We start from the raw sequence: 18,760 nt of genomic DNA on the forward strand, positions 1-18,760 counted from the left end.
GATTTGGCTTGTACTTATGTATAGGCTGAATTTTAAGATTAAAGTGGACTAAATACATCTACTTTTTTATAAAAATCCATTTTTCAGGAGGAAAAAATATGAATCATTGTTACGGATGCAATACATGTAAAAGTGCGGATAAACCTTTAGAGGGATATATAAAAGGTCTTCCGTTTGAAACTTCTCATCATAGAGTTGAGAGTCAGAGCACAAAATGTGGATTTGGTCTTCAGGGAGTATGCTGCAGACTCTGTTCAAATGGACCTTGCCGTATAACTCCGGAAGCTCCGAGAGGTATATGTGGAGCTACAGCAGATACAATAGTGGCAAGAAACTTCCTTAGAGCAGTTGCTTCTGGATCTGGATGCTACATACATGTTGTAGAAAATACAGCAAGAAATGTAAAGGATGTAGCCCAGAAAAGAGGAGAAATAAAGGGTGAAAATGCACTTAATAGACTGGCAGATATTTTTGGAATATCAGAAGAAGATAAATATATAAGAGCTGAAAAAGTTGCAGATGCTGTACTTAAGGATTTATATCTTCCTGAGTATGAAAAAATGGAACTTGTTGAGAAAATGTCTTATGCTCCTAGATTCAAAAACTGGAAGGAACTTGGTATTCTTCCCGGTGGAGCAAAATCTGAGATATGTCATGGTGTTGTAAAATGTTCAACAAACCTTAACTCAGATCCTGTAGATATGCTTAAAGACTGTCTGAAACTTGGAATTTCTACAGGAATATACGGACTTACACTTACGAATCTACTAAACGATATAGTACTTGGAGAACCTGAAATAAGAATGGCTCCAGTAGGTATGAGAGTAGTGGATCCTGAGTATATAAATATAATGATAACAGGACATCAGCATTCGATGTTTACATATCTTCAGAAGAGACTTACAGAAGATGATATAGTTGAAAAAGCAAAAAAAGCAGGTGCAAAAGGATTCAAACTTGTAGGATGTACATGCGTTGGTCAGGATCTTCAGCTTAGAGGAGCTCATTATGAGGATATATTCGATGGACACGCGGGAAACAATTACACAAGTGAGGCTATACTTGCAACTGGAGCAATAGATGCTGTTATATCAGAGTTTAACTGTACTCTACCTGGAATAGAACCTATATGTGATGAACTTAAAATAAAACAGATATGTATTGACGATGTCGCAAAGAAAGCAAATGCGGAACTTAAAGTATTTGATTTTGAAAATAGAGAAGAAGTATCTGAGGAAATAATAGATATGGTTATAGATTCATATACTTCAAGAAGAGGAGATGTTCCTCTTAATCTTATGGAAGACCACGGATATGAGAATACACTTACAGGTGTAAGTGAAGGATCTCTTAAAAACTTCCTTGGCGGAAACTGGAAACCTCTTGTAGATCTTATAGTTTCAGGTGATATAAAAGGTGTTGCAGGAGTTGTAGGATGTTCAAACCTTACAGCTGGTGGACACGATGTTCTTACTGTTGAGCTTGTAAAACAGCTTATAGCAAAGGATATAATAGTACTTACAGCAGGATGTTCATCTGGAGGAATTGAAAACTGCGGACTTATGACTCCAGAGGCAGCGGAACTTGCAGGACCTAAACTGAAGGCAGTGTGCAAAAAGCTTGGAATACCACCAGTACTTAACTTTGGACCATGTCTTGCAATAGGAAGACTTGAAATAGTTGCAACTGAACTTGCTGAGGAGATAGGAGTAGACCTTCCACAGCTTCCACTTGTACTTTCTGCAGCTCAGTGGCTTGAGGAACAGGCACTTGCAGATGGATGCTTTGGACTTGCGCTTGGACTTCCCCTTCACCTTGGACTTCCGCCATTTGTTACAGGAAGTGATGTCGCTGTGAAGCTACTTACTGAAGATATGAAACAGCTTACAGGTGGACAGGTTATAATAAATCCTGATGCGGTTGAGACTGCGGATATACTTGAAAATATAATACTTGAAAAACGTGCAGAACTTAACATATAGGAGGGCTGCCATATGAAAAGAATAATAGTTGAATACGAAAAATGTGATGGATGCAAAAATTGCTCAGTTGCATGTATGCAGGCTCATAGAAAGGACGAGGGAGATATATACACTCTTAATCTTCTGGATCCTGAAAATGAATCCAGAAACTTTATATACAAGGATAAGGACGGAAACTACAGACCTGTATTCTGTAGACACTGTGATCAGCCCGAGTGTGTAATGTCCTGTATGAGTGGTGCTCTTAAAAAAGATAAAGAAACAGGACTTGTTACATACGATGAGAAAAGATGCGGTTCATGTTTTATGTGTGTAATGAACTGTCCGTTTGGAGTATTAAAGCCAGACAGGGTTACAAGAACAAAAGTTATCAAATGTGATTTCTGTATAGAGCATGGTGGAGAGCCAAGCTGTGTAAAATCATGCCCTAAAAAAGCTATTCATGTAGAGGAGGTGTAGGCGATGAAATATGTGATAATAGGAGTGGGAGCAGCTGGAATAACTGCAGCTGAAGAACTTAGAAATATTGACGATAAATGCGAAATAGTGATGATTTCTGAGGATAAATACGTTCATTCTCGCTGTATGCTGCACAAGTATATATCTCATGAAAGAGATGAGAAATCACTTAATTTTGCAGATGAGAACTTCTTCGAAAAGAATGCAATAAAATGGATAAAATCCCCTATAAAAAATATAGATACAAATAAAAAAGAAGTCTACACTACAGACGGAGATACAGTAGAGTACGACAAACTTTTAATTGCAACAGGAGCAAACAGTTTTATACCTCCAGTTGGAGATTTCAGAAAAGCCTCAAATGTATTTGGACTTAGACACCTTCACGATGCGCAGGCAATAGATAAGATGGCGGATGAATCAGAAAATATACTTATAGTAGGATCTGGACTTGTAGGACTTGATGCGGCATATGGACTTCTTGAAAGAGGGAAGAATGTAACTATAGTAGAGATGGCTCCATCTATACTTCCTATGCAGCTTAATCCGCATGCAGCAGCTGAATATCAGAAGTTATTTGAAAAAGCCGGTGCAAAATTCTATCTTGGATGCCGAGCTGAAAAAGCTGAGTGTATGGAAGATGGAAAAATACACTCTGTTTCATTTGATACAGGAGAAAGTGTAGACTGCGATATGATTATAGTTGCAGCAGGTGTAAGACCAGCGGTTGAATTTCTAAATGAAAGCGGTATAGAAGTTGAAAGAGGAATTAAAGTAGACGACTTTATGAAAACCAATGTAGATGATGTATATGCTGCAGGAGATGTTGCCGGACTTTCTGGAATATGGCCAAATGCAATGAAACAGGGAAAAACAGCTGCTGTAAATATGGCAGGTGGATGTGAAAAATACGAAGATAGATTTGCAATGAAAAATACTATAAACTTCTTTGGACTTGTAAGTCTATGTCTTGGAAATATAAAAGAAGAAGAGGGAGATACTGTTTTAGAGCAGGAGGATATGAAAAATTATAAAAGAGCTGTCCTGAAGGATGGAAAGCTTAAGGGAATACTTCTTCAGGGAGATATTTCAAATTCTGGTATATGGCAGTATATAATTAAAAATGAGATAGATCTCAGCAATATAGATAAAAATATTTTCAGTCTTAGCTTTGCCGATTTTTATGGAACAGGAGAAAGAGGCAAGTACGTCTGGAATATATAATAGATTTCGTAAATCCGGTGAAAATTTCACCGGATTTTTGATTTATTATGAATCATACAAAAGAGAAACAATGTTATAATATACATATCTGATATAATGAATATACAGAAATATAAACAGGAGGCAATTATGTCCAGCGATAAGTATTTGGATTACAAAAGAATAGTTAAAATTATAGTTGGAAATCTCCTTATAACATCTGCTTATGCTTTTATAACTGTTCCAAATGAGATAGTAAATGGAGGGGTTACGAGTTTTTCCATGATATTGTCAAACATGGCTGACGTTAATATAACTATATATACTAACACCATAACCGTTATTTTGCTTTTACTTTATGGATTATTTCTGGGAAAGCAGTTCTTCAGCGGAAGTATTTTAAGTTGTATTGCATATATGATTTTTTACTTTACTGAGAAAAACAGGTATTGAAATTCATACAAACCCTATTATATCAGCTCTTTTTGGAGGAGTCATTGTAGGAACAGGATACTATATGTGTCTTTCAGCAGAATCAACAGCGATTGGATTTGATGTACTGGCACTTATATTAAAAAGGAAATTCGAGTGGATGGATGTCGCGGTTACAATGGGTATCATAAATGTAACAGTTCTTCTTATAGGTCTTATAAGTTTTGGTATAGTTTCTGTTATATGTGGTATTTTTTTTACTGTTGTACAGTCATTTACTCTAAAGCTTGCCCTTAAATACAGAGGTGGGCTTTCTATTAATGAAAATAAATAATTATAAAGGAGTGATTATTATGAATAGTATATTTCACAGAACAAGTGTAAGAAGTTACCTTGAAAAACCGGTTGAGGATGAAAAAATAGAAAAAATACTGAGAGCGGCTATGGCTTCACCATCAGCAGTGAATCAGCAGCCATGGGAATTTTATGTTGTAACAGAAAAAGAAATGCTTAAAAAACTTTCTGAGGCAAGTCAGTATTCAAAAATGGTTGAAAAATCAGCAGTTACATTTGTTGTATGTTACAGAAATGATTCAATAAGAGCTGAATACAGAGAAATAGACTGTGCTGCATGTACAGAGAATATGCTTCTTGAAATAGATAATCTTGGTCTGGGAGCTGTATGGATAGGTATTGCTCCTATAGAGGAAAGAATGAAATATGTCGAGTCTGTACTTGATATGCCGGAAAATTTAAGAGCATTTGCTCTTGTATCATGTGGATACCCTGAAAAAGAACAGCTTCAGAAAGATAGATTTGATATATCAAGAGTACATTATATAAAATAGATATTATAAAAGACAATATATATAAATTATAGTAAAATATTCAGTATGACGGGAATTTATTCTAATATGTCCGAGAAGGAGGAGGTTTTTTGAAGAAGATATCAGGACTGATAATATCACTGATGTTGATAATATCACTTACAATGCCTGTTTCGTATGCTCAGTACAAGGAAAAAGGAGTTGCCGAAATATATTCCAAAAACTCTATACTTGTGGATCAGCTTACAGGAAGAGTGATAACTGAAAAGGATGCTGATGAGTCGGTACCTCTTGCAAGTATAAGTAAGGTTATGACTTTTTATGTAGCTCAGGATGCACTTGCAGCAGGAGAGGTAAAAGAAAATGATCTGGTAACAATAACAAAGGATATGCTTAAAGTAAGTGGTTCTACTATGCACCTTAAAGAGGGAGAAAAAGTAAAATTTATAGAATTACTGAAAGGACTTATGCTTGTTTCAGCAAATGACGGAGCAATAGCAATAGCATCGCATGTATGTAATGGAGATGTTGATGCATTTGTGGATAGGATGAATGAGAAGGCGAAGAAAATAGGAATGAAGAATACATACTTTATAAATCCTAATGGACTTCCTATATACGATTGGAGTAAACCTGAAGGAACTCCGCCAAAACAGAATCATTCAAGTGCAAGAGATATATCAAAAATGGCTATAGCTCTTCTTGATGATTATGAAGAGGAAACAATAGAAATAACATCAAAAAGAATGGATAAAGATTCCAGCAGAGATTTCAATTATTACAATACAAATCCGCTTATAGTATATCCAAATGTGGATGGACTTAAAACAGGATACACAGATCTTGCAGGATACTGCCTTGTATTTACAAACAAAATGTCCAGCAAGGGAGAGGATGTACCAGAGAATAGAATGATAGGTGTTGTCATGGGAAACTGGTGCAAGGAAGATAGAGTAAAATCAGCAACAGCACTTTATAAACTTGGGGAAAATTATCATACAGAAAAAATATGTAAAAAAGGTGATAATGTAGCTTCAGGATGTATAGAGGATATAGACGAACTTCAGAATATAAGCCTTCAGGCAAAAGATGATTGTTGTGCAGTTATAAAGGACAATGAGGAATATACTGAAAAAGTAAAATACAAAAAAATAGATGGAAGTATAAATGAAAACACTGTAGTGGCAGAACTTGAATATATAGATGAATACGGAGATGTAATAAGTTCAGTTGATTTAGTAAGCTCAGATCTTGGAAGTATATCTATATTATCGAGATTAAACTTATTTGCCAAAAAGGTAATGAGAGCAGTAAATATGGATAAGACTGATGAGAAAAAGGAACTTCCATACTCTGTAGTTGTATTTTAGAAATATGGAGCATCCTGAAACAGGGTGCTCCTTTTAAATATAATTAATATAAAATATTTATTGCTGGATAAAAATTTATACGTTGTGAATGGAGGATTTTTATGAAACTTCTTATGACAAGAAAATTTGACGATGAAAAAATGAAGATGATAGAGGATCTTGGATATGAAATAGTATTTCATGACGACAGAATCTTGAAAAATACAGAGGAAACAGATAGTGTAGAAGTCGCTTATATATACTATAATACCGACAAAATCGACTATACAAGGATGAAAAATCTTAAATTTGTACAACTTGCGAGTGTAGGATTTGATCATATTCCCAAAGAATACTTTGAAGAGAGAGGTATAATTCTTTCTAATAATAAAGGGGGATATAGTATACCGATTGCTGAATATATTCTGATGGGGATACTTGAATGCTATAAAAATGTATTTTCACTTAGAAAAATGCAGTCCGAAAAAATATGGAAGTATGAAATGAATATGCTTGAACTCAGTGGAAAGAGAGCACTTATAATGGGAACAGGAGATATCGGAAAAGAAACAGCAAAGAGACTGAAAGCTTTTGATGTAGAGGTATGGGGATTAAATACCGATGGAAGAAATATAGACTATTTTGATAGGTGCTTCAAAACAGAGGAACTCGATGGCATAATCGGAAAATGTGATATTGTAGTTGGGCTTATGCCATCAACAAAGAAAACCTACAGAATGATGAATGAAAAAAGATTTGAACTTATGAAAGAAGGCGCTGTTTTTGTAAATGCAGGAAGGGGAAGTCTTGTAGATACAAAAGCCATAGAAAAATACGCTCCAAAATTCAGAGGGGTTGTGCTTGATGTATTTGAGGAAGAGCCTCTTTATAAGGATAGTCCTTTATGGAATATGGAGAATGTGATAATAACTCCACATAATTCATGGGTGTCAGAAGGAAATAATGAAAGGCTGTTTAAAAATGTATATTCAAATTTAAAAAGCTATATAGAAACAGGAAAACCAGCCACTATGTTACAGCTAAAAAAAGGGTATTAATAATATAAAAGATATATGTCAATAATACCGTCAAAATGATACCAAAATATCGTTGTATTTAAATTATTAAGTTAAACTAAAAATATATTTTAAATATATAAAAAACAGCAAATATTAAAATAAAAAATTAACAAATGAAATTCTAAATTAATAAAAAAAAATTATAATAATAACGAAGCTTTATTAACCTAAAGAGTATAATTGCTGAACAATACAAATTTTTTATATTTCGTAAAAAAATTAAATTCATGCAAAATAAATGTTTTCCTATGCATAAAAATATGATAGAATGAATGTATAATTTATAATATCTGAAAATTTAAACATTTTGTTTTGTATTGGGGGAATAATTATGAGTAGACTTAGAATATCAACACCAGATAGTGCCCAGGTAGTTGTAGAAAGTCTGTATAAGGATGTGGAGAGAAGAATAGTAGCCAGCCCTCCAGGACTATGTCCTGTGGACCTGTCTTTATCTTTTCTGAATCTATGTCACTCACAGACTTGTGGTAAATGTGTACCATGCAGGGTTGGACTTGATCAGCTTAAAAGTATGATTACAGAGGTTCTTGATGGAGATGCTGACCTTAGTATAATAGACAATATAGAAAGAACTGCCAAAGTTATAATGCAGTCTGCTGACTGTGCTATAGGATATGAGGCAGCTCACATGGTATTAAAAGGGGTTCAGGGATTCAAGGACGATTATATAGAACATATAGAAAATGGAAGATGCCTTTGCAGTCTTGAGCAGCCTGTTCCTTGTGTTGCACTATGTCCTGCAGGAGTGGATGTTCCGGGATATATTGCACTTATAAGAGAAGGAAGATATAAAGATGCAATAAGACTTATAAGAAAGGACAATCCTTTCCCAACAGCATGTGCTCTTATATGTGAGCATCCTTGTGAGGCCAGATGTAGAAGAAATATGATAGATGACTCTATAAATATAAGAGGACTTAAGAGATTTGCAGTTGATATGGCAGGAGAAGTTCCTGTTCCGGAAAATGCACCTTCTACAGGAAAGAAAGTTGCAATAATAGGTGGAGGTCCTGGTGGACTTAGTGCTGCATATTATCTATCTTTAATGGGACATAAAGCTGTAGTATATGAAAAAGAACATAAACTTGGAGGAATGCTTCACTTTGGAATACCAAACTATCGTCTTCCAGAGGAAAGTCTTTCAAAAGATATAGATGCAATACTTTCAACTGGAGTTGAAGTAAAATACGGTGTAGCAGTAGGAAAAGATATAAGTATAAAAGAACTTAAAAAAGAATACGATGCTATGTACATATCTATCGGTGCACAGCTTGATAGAAAAATAGGTATGGAAGGTGAAGAGAGCAACGGTGTTGTTTCAGCTGTTGAAATGCTTCATAATATAGGACTTGGAAATTATCCTGACTTCACTGGAAAAACCGTTGCAGTAATCGGTGGAGGAAACGTTGCAATGGACGCCGCAAGATCTTCAATAAGACTTGGAGCAAAAGACGTTAAGATAGTATACAGAAGAAGAAAAGAGGATATGACTGCAATTGCAGAAGAAGTTGAAGGAGCAGAAGCAGAAGGATGCGAACTTATAACACTACAGGCTCCAAAGAGAGTTGAAAGTGATGAAGAAGGAAATGTAACAGCACTTTGGACTCAGCCACAGATAATAGGAAAAATGGATTCTTGGGGAAGACCTAGACCAGAAAATGCTGATCTTCCAGAAAAAAGAATTGAATGTGATATAGTTGTAGTTGCCATAGGCCAGGGTATAGAGTACAAGCCTTTCGAAGACTTTGGTATACCAGTAAAAAGAGGAGTTCTTGAGGCTTTATCAAGCAGTGAGGTTGAAGAGCTTCCTGGTATATTTGCAGGAGGAGACTGTGTAACAGGTCCTGCAACAGTTATAAAGGCTATAGCAGCAGGAAAAGTTGCAGCTGCCAATATAGACAACTACTTAGGATATAATCATCTGATAAGCTGTGACGTTGAAATTCCAAATGTAAGACTTGAAGACAAGGTTGCATGCGGTAGAGTAAATGTTACAGAAAGACCAGCAGGTGAAAGAAAACTTGATTTTGAAGAAGTTGAACTTGGAATGACATGTGAAGGAGCTAAGAGAGAAGCTTCAAGATGTCTAAGATGTGATAAATTCGGATACGGTTCATTCAAAGGAGGTAGAGCTGCAAGATGGTAAGATTAACAGTAGATGGAATAAATGTAGAAGTTCCAAAAGGGACAAAACTTATAGATGCAGCAGCTGCTGCCGGAATAAATATACCAACTCTATGCTATCTTAAGGATCTTAATGAAATAGGAGCATGTAGAGTATGTGTAGTTGAAGTTGAGGGAAATGAATCGCTTGTAACTTCATGCAACAATGTCGTAGAAGACGGTATGGTAATATATACAAACAGCCCTAAAGTAAGAGAAGCAAGAAAGATAAATGTAGAGCTTATACTTTCACAGCACGACAGCCAGTGTACAACATGTGTAAGAAGCGGAAACTGTGAACTTCAGACTATATCAAATAATCTTGGAATAGTTGAACTTCCTTTTGAAAGAAAGATAAAGAAAAGATCTTGGAACAAAGCGTTCCCGCTTATAAAGGATTATACAAAATGTATAAAATGCATGAGATGTGTTCAGGTATGTGAAAAAATACAGAATGTAAGCATATGGGACGTATCAAATACAGGAGCAAGAACAGAAGTAGACGTATCTCTTAACAGAAAAATAGAGGAATCAGACTGTGCACTTTGTGGTCAGTGTATAACTCATTGTCCAGTTGGAGCTCTTAGAGAAAGAGACGATGTGGACAAGGTATTTGATGCACTTGCAGATCCTGACAAGATAACAGTTATACAGATAGCTCCTGCAGTAAGAGCTGCATGGGGAGAAACTCTTGGTCTTGACAGAGAAAAAGCTACAGTAAAAAGACTTGTTTCAGCACTTAGAAAAATGGGATTTGACTATATATTCGATACAACATTCTCAGCAGACCTTACAATAATGGAAGAGGGAAGCGAGTTTATAGAAAAACTTAAAGATAAAGAAAATAATAAATTCCCAATGTACACATCATGCTGTCCAGGTTGGGTAAGATATGCAAAGTCTCATTATCCTGAAATAGTAGATCAGCTTTCTACAGCAAAATCACCTCAGCAGATGTTTGGTGCTGTAGCAAAAACATATTATGCTGATATACTTGGAGTGGATCCGGATAAGATATTCTCAATATCAGTTATGCCTTGTATAGCTAAAAAACATGAATGCGATATACCTACAATAAACGATTCAAAGGCTGAAAAAGATGTTGACGTTGTTCTTACTACAAGAGAAATAGACAGAATGATAAGATCAGAACACATAAATGTACACATGCTTAAAGAAGAGGGATTTGATATGCCTCTTGGAATAGGTACAGGAGCAGGTGTAATATTTGGAGCTACAGGTGGAGTTATGGAAGCGGCTCTTAGATCTGCACACTTCCTTGTAACAGGAAAAAATCCAAAGCCTGACGCATTCAAAGAAGTAAGAGGTATGGACGGATGGAAAGAATCTACTATAGATATAGCGGGAATAAAAGTTAGAACTGCTGTTGTAAGTGGACTTGGAAATGCGGACAAACTTATAAAGGCAATCGAAGCAGGTACAGTTGAGTACGACTTTGTAGAAGTAATGGCATGTCCTGGAGGATGTTCAGGCGGTGGAGGTCAGCCTATAGCTGATAAAGAGGAAAAATATACTGAAAAGAGAGTAGATAAACTTTACGAACTTGATCAGATGTCTGAGATAAGATTCTCTCATGAAAATCCTTCTATAACAAAAATATACGAAGAATATTTAGAGGCGCCATTATCTCACAAGGCACATAAACTTTTACATACAGACCACGATTCGTGGGATATGCCACTATCTCCTTTTATGGAAGATGAGGTATAAAAATAACATAGCTTTATTTTGAACAATAAATCTCTGGCTTATAAATGAGCCAGAGATTTTTATTTATAATAATATAAAAGATAAAATCAGAATACAAAAATGTGAAAAAGGGTATAAAAAAAGATATAATAGTTATGTAAAAGAATAAAGATGACACCAGGAGAGAATATTATGGATAAAGATAAAATAAAACAGGAGATAGACAGCCTTATAGACAAGCTGAACTATCACAGCGAAAAATACTACAATCAGGATAGTCCTGAAATATCTGACTATGAATACGATATGATGATGAGAGAACTTATAAAACTTGAAGCGGAGAACCCTGAATTCAAGAGAATTGACTCCCCATCAAACAGAGTCGGAGGAACTGCACTCAGTAGTTTTGAACAGGTAGACCATAGAACACCAATGCTGAGTTTATCAAATGCGTATTCGGCAGAAGAACTGAAGGACTTTGATAGAAGAGTAAGAGAGATGACAGGTGAGGATTCTGAGTACGTCGTTGAATTTAAGATAGATGGATTATCTGTTGGAATAACTTATGAAAATGGTGAATTTGTAAGAGCGGCAACAAGAGGTAACGGTATAACAGGAGAGGATATATCAAAAAATGCAATGACTATAAAGAGCGTTCCTCTGAAAATAAACGACAATAGGGAGATAATAGTAAGAGGAGAAGTCTATATTTCAAAGGAAAACTTTGAAAAGATAAACGCATATCAGGAAGAACATGAAATGCAGACATTTGCAAATCCGAGAAACCTTGCAGCGGGTTCTTTAAGACAGCTTGACTCAAAGCTTACTGCAAAAAGACCTCTCGATATATTTGTATTTAACCTTGAAAATATGGATGAGTTAGAGGATATGAAGACTCACAGTCAGTCGCTTGAATATCTTAAATCTCTGGGATTTTCTGTAAGCGAAAACTACAAAGTATGTAAAAGTATAGACGAGGTAATAGATTTCATATACTACTGGACGGATAACAGAGAAAATCTTGCATTTGACATAGACGGAATGGTTGTAAAAGTAAACGATCTTGAAAAAAGAAAAGTTATGGGAAGCACCGCAAAAAGTCCTCGCTGGGCAATTGCGTATAAATTCCCTGCAGAGAGAAAGAAAAGCAAGATACTTGATATAGAAGTCGAGGTAGGAAGAACCGGAACAATAACACCTACAGCGATACTTGAACCTGTAAGACTTGCCGGAACAACAGTAAGTAGAGCTACACTTCACAATGAGGATTTTATAAAAGAAAAGGGAATAATGCTTCATGACCATGTAATAGTTCAGAAGGCCGGAGATATAATACCTCAGATAGTAGAAGTTGTAAAAGAGGACAGAAATGGTGAAGAAGTTGAATTTTCTATGCCTGAAAAATGTCCGGCATGTGGAGAGCCTACTGTAAGACTTGAAGGTGAAGCAGCGGTCAAGTGTATAAATATATCTTGTCCTGCTCAGATAAGAAGGGGAATGATACACTTTGTATCAAGAGAAGCCATGGATATAGATGGTATGGGAGAATCTGTTATAACACTTCTTCTGAATGAGGGTCTTATCAAAAATATAGCGGATATATACTATCTGAAAAAAGAGCAGATAATACCACTGGAGAGAATGGGTGAAAAATCTGCGGACAATCTTATAAAAGCCATAGAAAAATCAAAGGAAAATGAACTTTGGAGACTTATAAACGGACTTGGAATAAGATTTGTAGGTACAAAAGGTGCAAAGATACTTGCATCAGCATTTGACAGTATAGATGAAATAATAAAGGCGGATTCTGAAAAGCTTCAGTCTCTTGAAGAATTTGGAAGCATAATGTCTGACAGTGTGGTGAGATTTTTCAGAGAGGAACAGAACCTTGCTGTTATAGAAAGACTTAGAGAAGCCGGAGTAAATATGAAATCAGAAGAAGATAAGGGAGCAGATATTCCAAATATATTTGAAAAGATGAAAATAGTGCTTACGGGAACTCTGCCTACGATGAAGAGAAATGATGCAAAAGAAATGATAGAACTAAGGGGTGGAAAGGCAACTGGAAGTGTAAGCAAATCAACTACTTTTGTACTTGCAGGGGAAGAGGCCGGCTCAAAACTTACAAAGGCAAACGACCTTGGAATCAAAGTAATAGACGAAGATATGTTTATGAAACTTATAGGATGCAATACAAAAGAAGAAGTAGAAGAAATGCTTGAAAAATAATATATTGTATAACTGTGGAAATAAGAGTCTATGAATGATAAAATTAACACATAAGAAAAGTATTATAAGTGTATGTAACAGGAAAGAGAGGTGTTTCTTTTGGAAAGAAGCCTAAACAGAGCAAATGATGAGATAAGACCGGTAAAAATAACTACCGGATATACTAAATATGCCGACGGTTCGGTACTTATAGAGATGGGTGAGACAAAAGTTATATGTACTGCAACTATAGAGGAGAAAGTTCCGCCATTTCTTAGAAATACAGGAACAGGCTGGATAAATGCAGAGTATTCCATGATACCTTCAGCAACACAGCAGAGAAAAGTAAGGGACTCTGTAAAGGGGAAAATAGATGGAAGAAGTCAGGAGATACAGAGACTTATAGGACGAGCAATAAGATCTGTTGTTGATCTTGATAAACTTGGAGAAAGAACTATATGGGTAGACTGTGATGTTATACAGGCAGATGGAGGAACAAGAACTGCTTCTATAACAGGTGGATTTGTGGCTGCTGCACAGGCTATATATAAGCTATATGAAAACAGGGAGATAAAACATCTTCCGATAAGAAATTTTGTATCTGCTATAAGTGCAGGTATAGTTGACGGAACTCCGATACTTGATTTATGTTATGAAGAGGATTCATCAGCTCAGGTCGATATGAACTTCGTAATGACAGACAGAGGGGAGTTTGTAGAAGTTCAGGGAACAGGAGAAGAAAGTCCGTTTACAAAATCAGAACTTGTAAAACTTCTTGAGCTTGGAGAAAAAGGAAACAAAGAGCTTATAAAAATACAGAGAGCTGCAATACCTGAAATAGGAGATGCTGTAATGGGTATGGACTATGGAAAGGATATTATAATAGCTACTGGAAACAAACACAAGCTTCAGGAAATAGGAGATATACTGAAAGACTTTGATTATAATATATATTCTCTGAAAGATGTAAATCTCGATGGAATAGAAATAATTGAAGATGGAAAAACATTTGAGCATAACGCTCTTATAAAAGCAAGAACAATAGCCAAGCTGACAGGAAAAATATGTATAGCTGATGATTCGGGTCTTGTTGTAGATGCGATAGGTGGAAAACCAGGTATATATTCAGCCAGATATGCAGGAGAAAATGCAACTGACGAAGAAAATAGAATTAAACTTTTCGATGCCATGAAAGATATTCCTATGGAGGAAAGAACTGCCAGATTTGTAAGTGCAATAGGTGTTGTTCTTCCAGATGGAAAGGAATTTACAGCAAGAGGAACTGTAGAAGGGAAAATAGCCTTTGAAGAAAAAGGTGAAAACGGATTCGGATATGATAATATGTTTATTGTAGACGGATATGATATGACATTTGGAGAAATAGACCCGGAAATAAAAAACAGAATAAGCCACAGAGCAAATGCTCTTAAAAAAATGAGAGAAGAATTTATAAAAAGGGTTGTGAGATAATGAAAATAGGTGTAGTAAGTGATACCCACAGAATGACCAGATTTATGGACAAGGCAGTTCCATATCTTGAAGAATGCGACCTTATAATACATGCAGGAGACAATTATATAGATGCCAGATATCTTTATGATGCCACTGGAGTAAATGTACTTGCGGTAGTTGGAAACTGTGACTGGGATGATGCTGAAGATGAGCTTTTCTTTGAAGCTGGAGGAAAGAAATTTTTTGTATGTCATGGAGACAGATACGATGTGAAATACGGTACGAATATGCTTCAGACAAAGGCGGAAAGAATGGGTGCTGATGTAGCAGTATTTGGCCATTCTCATGTAACACATATAGAGACAGTAAATGGAATTTTATATATAAATCCAGGCAGTATGGCTCTTCCCAGAGGTGGAAGTGATAGAGGCTTTGTTATACTTGACATAAAAGAGGGAAAAATAAACGTAAAAGAAATTAAAATATAGACCTCAGAGGGTTGTATTAAAAAAAAGTTATATGATATAATAAAGTGGTTATATAGTAGATATAATGGATTAAGAGTGTCCATAAAATATTAATACAAGATACTAATTGGGAGGATTTTTAAGAAATGAAAGCAGAATTACTTAAAAGAGAAGGTAACTTAGTTACTTTAAAAATAGCTGTTGAATATGCAAACTTCAACGAAGCGATAGAGAAAGTTTACAAGAAAACAAAAGGTAAATACAATATACCTGGATTCAGAAAAGGTAAAGCACCTAGAAAAATAATAGAAATGAACTACGGAAAAGGAATATTCTACGGAGATGCAATAGATGCAATATTCGAAGAAGTATTCGAAAAAGCAGTTAACGAAACTGGTGTTGCAGCTATAGGAAGACCATCTATAGATATTGAAGAAATAAGCGAAGACAACGGATTAGTTATGCTTGTAGAAGTAGAAGTTAAGCCGGAAGTTAAATTAGGAGACTACAAAGGATTAGAAGTTAAGAAAGAAGTAGCTGAAATAACTGATGAAACTGTACAGCTTGAGCTTGACAGAATGGCTGAGCAGAACTCAAGACTTGTAGATGTTGAGAGAACTGTTGAAGATGGAGATATAGTAACTATAGACTTCAAAGGATTTGTTGATGGTAAGGAATTCGAAGGTGGAAACGCTGAAGGATACGAATTAACAATAGGATCTGATACTTTCATAGATACATTTGAAGATCAGTTAAAAGGAAAAGCTCTAAATGAAGAAGTAGAAGTAAACGTAACATTCCCAGAAGGATATGCAAGAGAAGATTTAGCTGGAAAACCTGCTAAATTTGAAGTTAAAATAAACGCTATAAAAGTTAAAGAACTTCCAGAAATAAATGACGAGTTCGCAGCTGATACAACTGAATTCGAAACTTTAGCTGAATTAAAAGCTGATATAAAAGCTAAACTTGAAGAAGAAGCTGAAGCTATGGCAGAAAGCCAGGTAAGAAATGAAATAGTTAAACTTGCTGCAGAAAAAGCTGAATTTGAAACTCCAGAAACTATGGTAGAAGCTCAGCTTTCAAGAATGATGAACGAGCTTGCATTCCAGTTACAGTCTCAGGGACTACAGATGGAACAGCTTCTTGAAATAACAGGAAAATCTATAGAAGGATTAAAAGACGAAAGAAGAGAAGATGCAGAGCAGATAGTAAGAGGATCATTAGTTCTTGAAGCTATAGGTGCTGCTGAAGGTATAGAAGCTTCAGAAGAAGAAACTGATGCAGAAATAGCTAAAATGGCTGAAATGTACAGAATGGAAGCTGAAGAAGTTAAAAAAGCCCTAAGACCTGAAGATATAGAAGACATAGCAGGTCAGGTAAAAATAAGAAAAACTATAGACTTCTTAGTTGAAAACGCTAAATTAGTATAATATTGAGAGATTAATCTGAAATAGGGCTGTCTGGGATAGTATAATCGTAGGCAGCCTTATATTAAATGTGGAAAATTACAGAAAGGGGATAAGATAATGGCACTTGTACCTTATGTTGTCGAGCAGACAGGAAGAGGAGAGAGATCATACGATATATACTCAAGACTTCTTAAAGATAGAATAATATTTCTTGGGGATCAGGTAGATGACACTACAGCAGGTCTTGTAGTTGCACAGCTTCTATTTCTTGAGGCTGAAGATCCAGACAAGGATATACACCTGTATATAAACTCACCGGGAGGAAGTATAACTGCAGGTATGGCTATATACGATACTATGAACTACATAAAACCTGATGTAAGTACTATATGTATAGGTATGGCTGCATCTATGGGAGCATTCCTTCTTGCAGCAGGAGCAAAAGGAAAAAGATACTCTCTTCCAAACAGTGAAATAATGATACACCAGCCTTTAGGTGGAGCTCAGGGGCAGGCTACTGATATAGAAATACATGCAAAGAGAATCATCAGAATAAAAGAAAAGATGAATCAGATACTTGCTGAAAAAACAGGACAGCCACTTGAAAGAATAAAGGCAGATACAGAAAGAGATAACTTTATGGAACCGGAGGAAGCAAAAGCCTACGGTCTAATAGATGAGGTTATAGAGAAGCCGTTATAGGAGAGGGGTGTTCCAATGCCAAAAAACGAAGAAAAAAAACAGCTTAAATGTTCTTTCTGCGGAAAGACTCAGGATCAGGTAAGAAGACTTATAGCAGGTCCTAATGTTTATATATGCGATGAATGTATAGAACTTTGTGAAGAGATAATACATGAAGAAGCTATAGAAGAGGGAAGCTCAATGCCTGAAAACAGCGGAGAACTTCCAAAACCAAAAGAAATGATGGAAATACTTGATGATTATGTAATAGGACAGGACAAGGCGAAAAAAGCACTTTCTGTTGCAGTATATAATCATTACAAAAGAATATACAAAAAAACAGATGAAGATGTAGAAATACAGAAGAGTAATATACTTCTTCTTGGACCTACAGGTTCAGGAAAAACTCTTCTTGCACAGACTCTGGCAAAAACATTAAATGTACCTTTTGCAATGGCAGATGCAACTGCACTTACAGAGGCAGGATATGTAGGAGAAGATGTTGAAAACATACTTCTTAAACTTATACAGGCAGCTGATTTTGATATAGAAAAAGCTGAAAAGGGAATAATATACATAGATGAGATAGATAAGATAGCAAGAAAATCAGAAAATCCATCTATAACAAGAGACGTAAGCGGTGAAGGTGTTCAGCAGGCACTTCTTAAAATACTGGAAGGTACTGTTGCCAACGTTCCTCCACAGGGTGGAAGAAAACATCCTCATCAGGAATTCCTGAAGATAGACACTACAAATGTATTATTTATACTAGGTGGTGCATTTGACGGCCTTGAGCAGATAATACAGAGAAGATCGAGCGAAAAAACACTTGGATTCGGTGCAAAAATAGAGAGCAAAAAAGATATAGATATCGGTAAGATATACGAGAATGTTCTTCCTGAAGACCTTCTTAAATATGGTATAATACCTGAGTTTATAGGTAGAATACCTGTTATAGCTACTCTAAATCTTCTTGATGAAGAGGCGCTTGTTACAATTCTTAAAGAACCTAAAAACGCACTTGTAAAACAGTACAAAAAGCTATTTGAAATAGATGGAATCGAACTTGAATTTGAGGACGATGCACTTAGAGAAATAGCAAAAAAAGCCATAGAGAGAAATACTGGTGCCAGAGGACTTAGAAGTATAGTTGAGAGCATAATGATGGATACTATGTTTGAAGTTCCTTCAGAGGAAAATGCGGTAAAAGTAATTGTCACAAAAGAATCTGTAGTAGAGGACGATGTAAAACCGACTATAATATATGCTGAGTAATATATAAAAGCTGTAGTATTGACAATATGTCATTGCTACAGCT

General features: G+C 35.7%; 16 protein-coding genes. All 16 read left to right on the forward strand.

The annotated features are described in order from the left end of the window. Positions 1-98: 98 nt before the first annotated feature. A complete protein-coding gene (gene cooS, locus EXD82_RS01450) occupies positions 99-1,982 on the forward strand; it encodes an anaerobic carbon-monoxide dehydrogenase catalytic subunit (RefSeq protein WP_142535143.1) in 1,884 nt (627 codons plus the stop codon). 12 nt (positions 1,983-1,994) lie between these two features. Beyond that, on the forward strand, positions 1,995-2,441 hold the full coding sequence (locus EXD82_RS01455; RefSeq protein WP_142535144.1) for a 4Fe-4S dicluster domain-containing protein: 447 nt from the start codon (positions 1,995-1,997) through the stop codon (positions 2,439-2,441). Positions 2,442-2,444: 3 nt separating this feature from the next. Next, positions 2,445-3,665, forward strand: coding sequence for an NAD(P)/FAD-dependent oxidoreductase (locus EXD82_RS01460; RefSeq protein WP_142535145.1), 1,221 nt, complete (start codon positions 2,445-2,447; stop codon positions 3,663-3,665). Positions 3,666-3,794: 129 nt separating this feature from the next. Beyond that, positions 3,795-4,097: a YitT family protein gene (locus tag EXD82_RS10460; RefSeq protein ID WP_174919126.1), complete on the forward strand. Its 303-nt coding sequence runs from the start codon at positions 3,795-3,797 to the stop codon at positions 4,095-4,097. A 43-nt stretch (positions 4,098-4,140) separates the two neighbouring features. Beyond that, the gene (locus tag EXD82_RS10465; RefSeq protein WP_281282218.1) at positions 4,141-4,410 is read left to right on the forward strand and encodes a YitT family protein; all 270 of its coding nucleotides are present in this window, start codon (positions 4,141-4,143) and stop codon (positions 4,408-4,410) included. Between the two features lie 19 nt (positions 4,411-4,429). Then, positions 4,430-4,924: a nitroreductase family protein gene (locus EXD82_RS01475; protein ID WP_142535148.1), complete on the forward strand. Its 495-nt coding sequence runs from the start codon at positions 4,430-4,432 to the stop codon at positions 4,922-4,924. Positions 4,925-5,013: 89 nt separating this feature from the next. Next, positions 5,014-6,273 (forward strand): D-alanyl-D-alanine carboxypeptidase family protein, encoded by a 1,260-nt coding sequence (locus EXD82_RS01480; protein ID WP_142535149.1) that lies wholly within the window; start codon positions 5,014-5,016, stop codon positions 6,271-6,273. A gap of 101 nt (positions 6,274-6,374) precedes the next feature. Further along, entirely contained in the window at positions 6,375-7,310 is a 936-nt protein-coding gene (locus tag EXD82_RS01485; RefSeq protein WP_142535150.1) for a phosphoglycerate dehydrogenase, read from the forward strand. 352 nt (positions 7,311-7,662) lie between these two features. Continuing rightward, positions 7,663-9,498 carry an NAD(P)-binding protein gene (locus tag EXD82_RS01490; RefSeq protein WP_142535151.1) on the forward strand — a complete coding sequence of 612 codons (1,836 nt, stop codon included), beginning with the start codon at positions 7,663-7,665 and terminating at the stop codon, positions 9,496-9,498. Beyond that, on the forward strand, positions 9,492-11,246 hold the full coding sequence (locus tag EXD82_RS01495) for an NADH-dependent [FeFe] hydrogenase, group A6 (RefSeq protein ID WP_142535152.1): 1,755 nt from the start codon (positions 9,492-9,494) through the stop codon (positions 11,244-11,246). The genes EXD82_RS01490 and EXD82_RS01495 overlap by 7 nt, the downstream gene beginning before the upstream one ends. A 171-nt stretch (positions 11,247-11,417) precedes the next feature. Then, positions 11,418-13,454 (forward strand): NAD-dependent DNA ligase LigA, encoded by a 2,037-nt coding sequence (ligA, locus tag EXD82_RS01500; RefSeq protein ID WP_142535153.1) that lies wholly within the window; start codon positions 11,418-11,420, stop codon positions 13,452-13,454. Between the two features lie 99 nt (positions 13,455-13,553). Continuing rightward, positions 13,554-14,903, forward strand: a complete 1,350-nt coding sequence (rph, locus tag EXD82_RS01505; protein ID WP_142535154.1) for a ribonuclease PH — start codon at positions 13,554-13,556, stop codon at positions 14,901-14,903. Then, a complete protein-coding gene (locus EXD82_RS01510) occupies positions 14,903-15,373 on the forward strand; it encodes a metallophosphoesterase (protein ID WP_142535155.1) in 471 nt (156 codons plus the stop codon). The genes rph and EXD82_RS01510 overlap by 1 nt, the downstream gene beginning before the upstream one ends. Before the next feature lie 125 nt (positions 15,374-15,498). After that, the gene (tig, locus tag EXD82_RS01515; protein WP_142535156.1) at positions 15,499-16,782 is read left to right on the forward strand and encodes a trigger factor; all 1,284 of its coding nucleotides are present in this window, start codon (positions 15,499-15,501) and stop codon (positions 16,780-16,782) included. A gap of 96 nt (positions 16,783-16,878) precedes the next feature. After that, the gene (gene clpP, locus EXD82_RS01520; protein ID WP_142535157.1) at positions 16,879-17,463 is read left to right on the forward strand and encodes an ATP-dependent Clp endopeptidase proteolytic subunit ClpP; all 585 of its coding nucleotides are present in this window, start codon (positions 16,879-16,881) and stop codon (positions 17,461-17,463) included. 15 nt (positions 17,464-17,478) lie between these two features. Further along, on the forward strand, positions 17,479-18,717 hold the full coding sequence (gene clpX / locus EXD82_RS01525; protein WP_142535158.1) for an ATP-dependent Clp protease ATP-binding subunit ClpX: 1,239 nt from the start codon (positions 17,479-17,481) through the stop codon (positions 18,715-18,717). Positions 18,718-18,760: the final 43 nt, after the last annotated feature.

This window comes from Peptacetobacter hominis (assembly GCF_006861675.1).
Taxonomy (GTDB): Bacteria; Bacillota; Clostridia; order Peptostreptococcales; family Peptostreptococcaceae; genus Peptacetobacter; species Peptacetobacter hominis.

Excerpts from the sequence above, each read along its gene's own strand:
- cooS (WP_142535143.1), top strand. The coding sequence starts at position 99 with ATGAATCATTGTTACGGATGCAATACATGTAAAAGTGCGGATAAACCT.
- EXD82_RS01455 (WP_142535144.1), top strand. The coding sequence starts at position 1,995 with ATGAAAAGAATAATAGTTGAATACGAAAAATGTGATGGATGCAAAAAT.
- EXD82_RS01460 (WP_142535145.1), top strand. The coding sequence starts at position 2,445 with ATGAAATATGTGATAATAGGAGTGGGAGCAGCTGGAATAACTGCAGCT.
- EXD82_RS10460 (WP_174919126.1), top strand. The coding sequence starts at position 3,795 with ATGTCCAGCGATAAGTATTTGGATTACAAAAGAATAGTTAAAATTATA.
- EXD82_RS01475 (WP_142535148.1), top strand. The coding sequence starts at position 4,430 with ATGAATAGTATATTTCACAGAACAAGTGTAAGAAGTTACCTTGAAAAA.
- EXD82_RS01485 (WP_142535150.1), top strand. The coding sequence starts at position 6,375 with ATGAAACTTCTTATGACAAGAAAATTTGACGATGAAAAAATGAAGATG.
- EXD82_RS01490 (WP_142535151.1), top strand. The coding sequence starts at position 7,663 with ATGAGTAGACTTAGAATATCAACACCAGATAGTGCCCAGGTAGTTGTA.
- EXD82_RS01495 (WP_142535152.1), top strand. The coding sequence starts at position 9,492 with ATGGTAAGATTAACAGTAGATGGAATAAATGTAGAAGTTCCAAAAGGG.
- ligA (WP_142535153.1), top strand. The coding sequence starts at position 11,418 with ATGGATAAAGATAAAATAAAACAGGAGATAGACAGCCTTATAGACAAG.
- EXD82_RS01510 (WP_142535155.1), top strand. The coding sequence starts at position 14,903 with ATGAAAATAGGTGTAGTAAGTGATACCCACAGAATGACCAGATTTATG.
- tig (WP_142535156.1), top strand. The coding sequence starts at position 15,499 with ATGAAAGCAGAATTACTTAAAAGAGAAGGTAACTTAGTTACTTTAAAA.
- clpP (WP_142535157.1), top strand. The coding sequence starts at position 16,879 with ATGGCACTTGTACCTTATGTTGTCGAGCAGACAGGAAGAGGAGAGAGA.
- clpX (WP_142535158.1), top strand. The coding sequence starts at position 17,479 with ATGCCAAAAAACGAAGAAAAAAAACAGCTTAAATGTTCTTTCTGCGGA.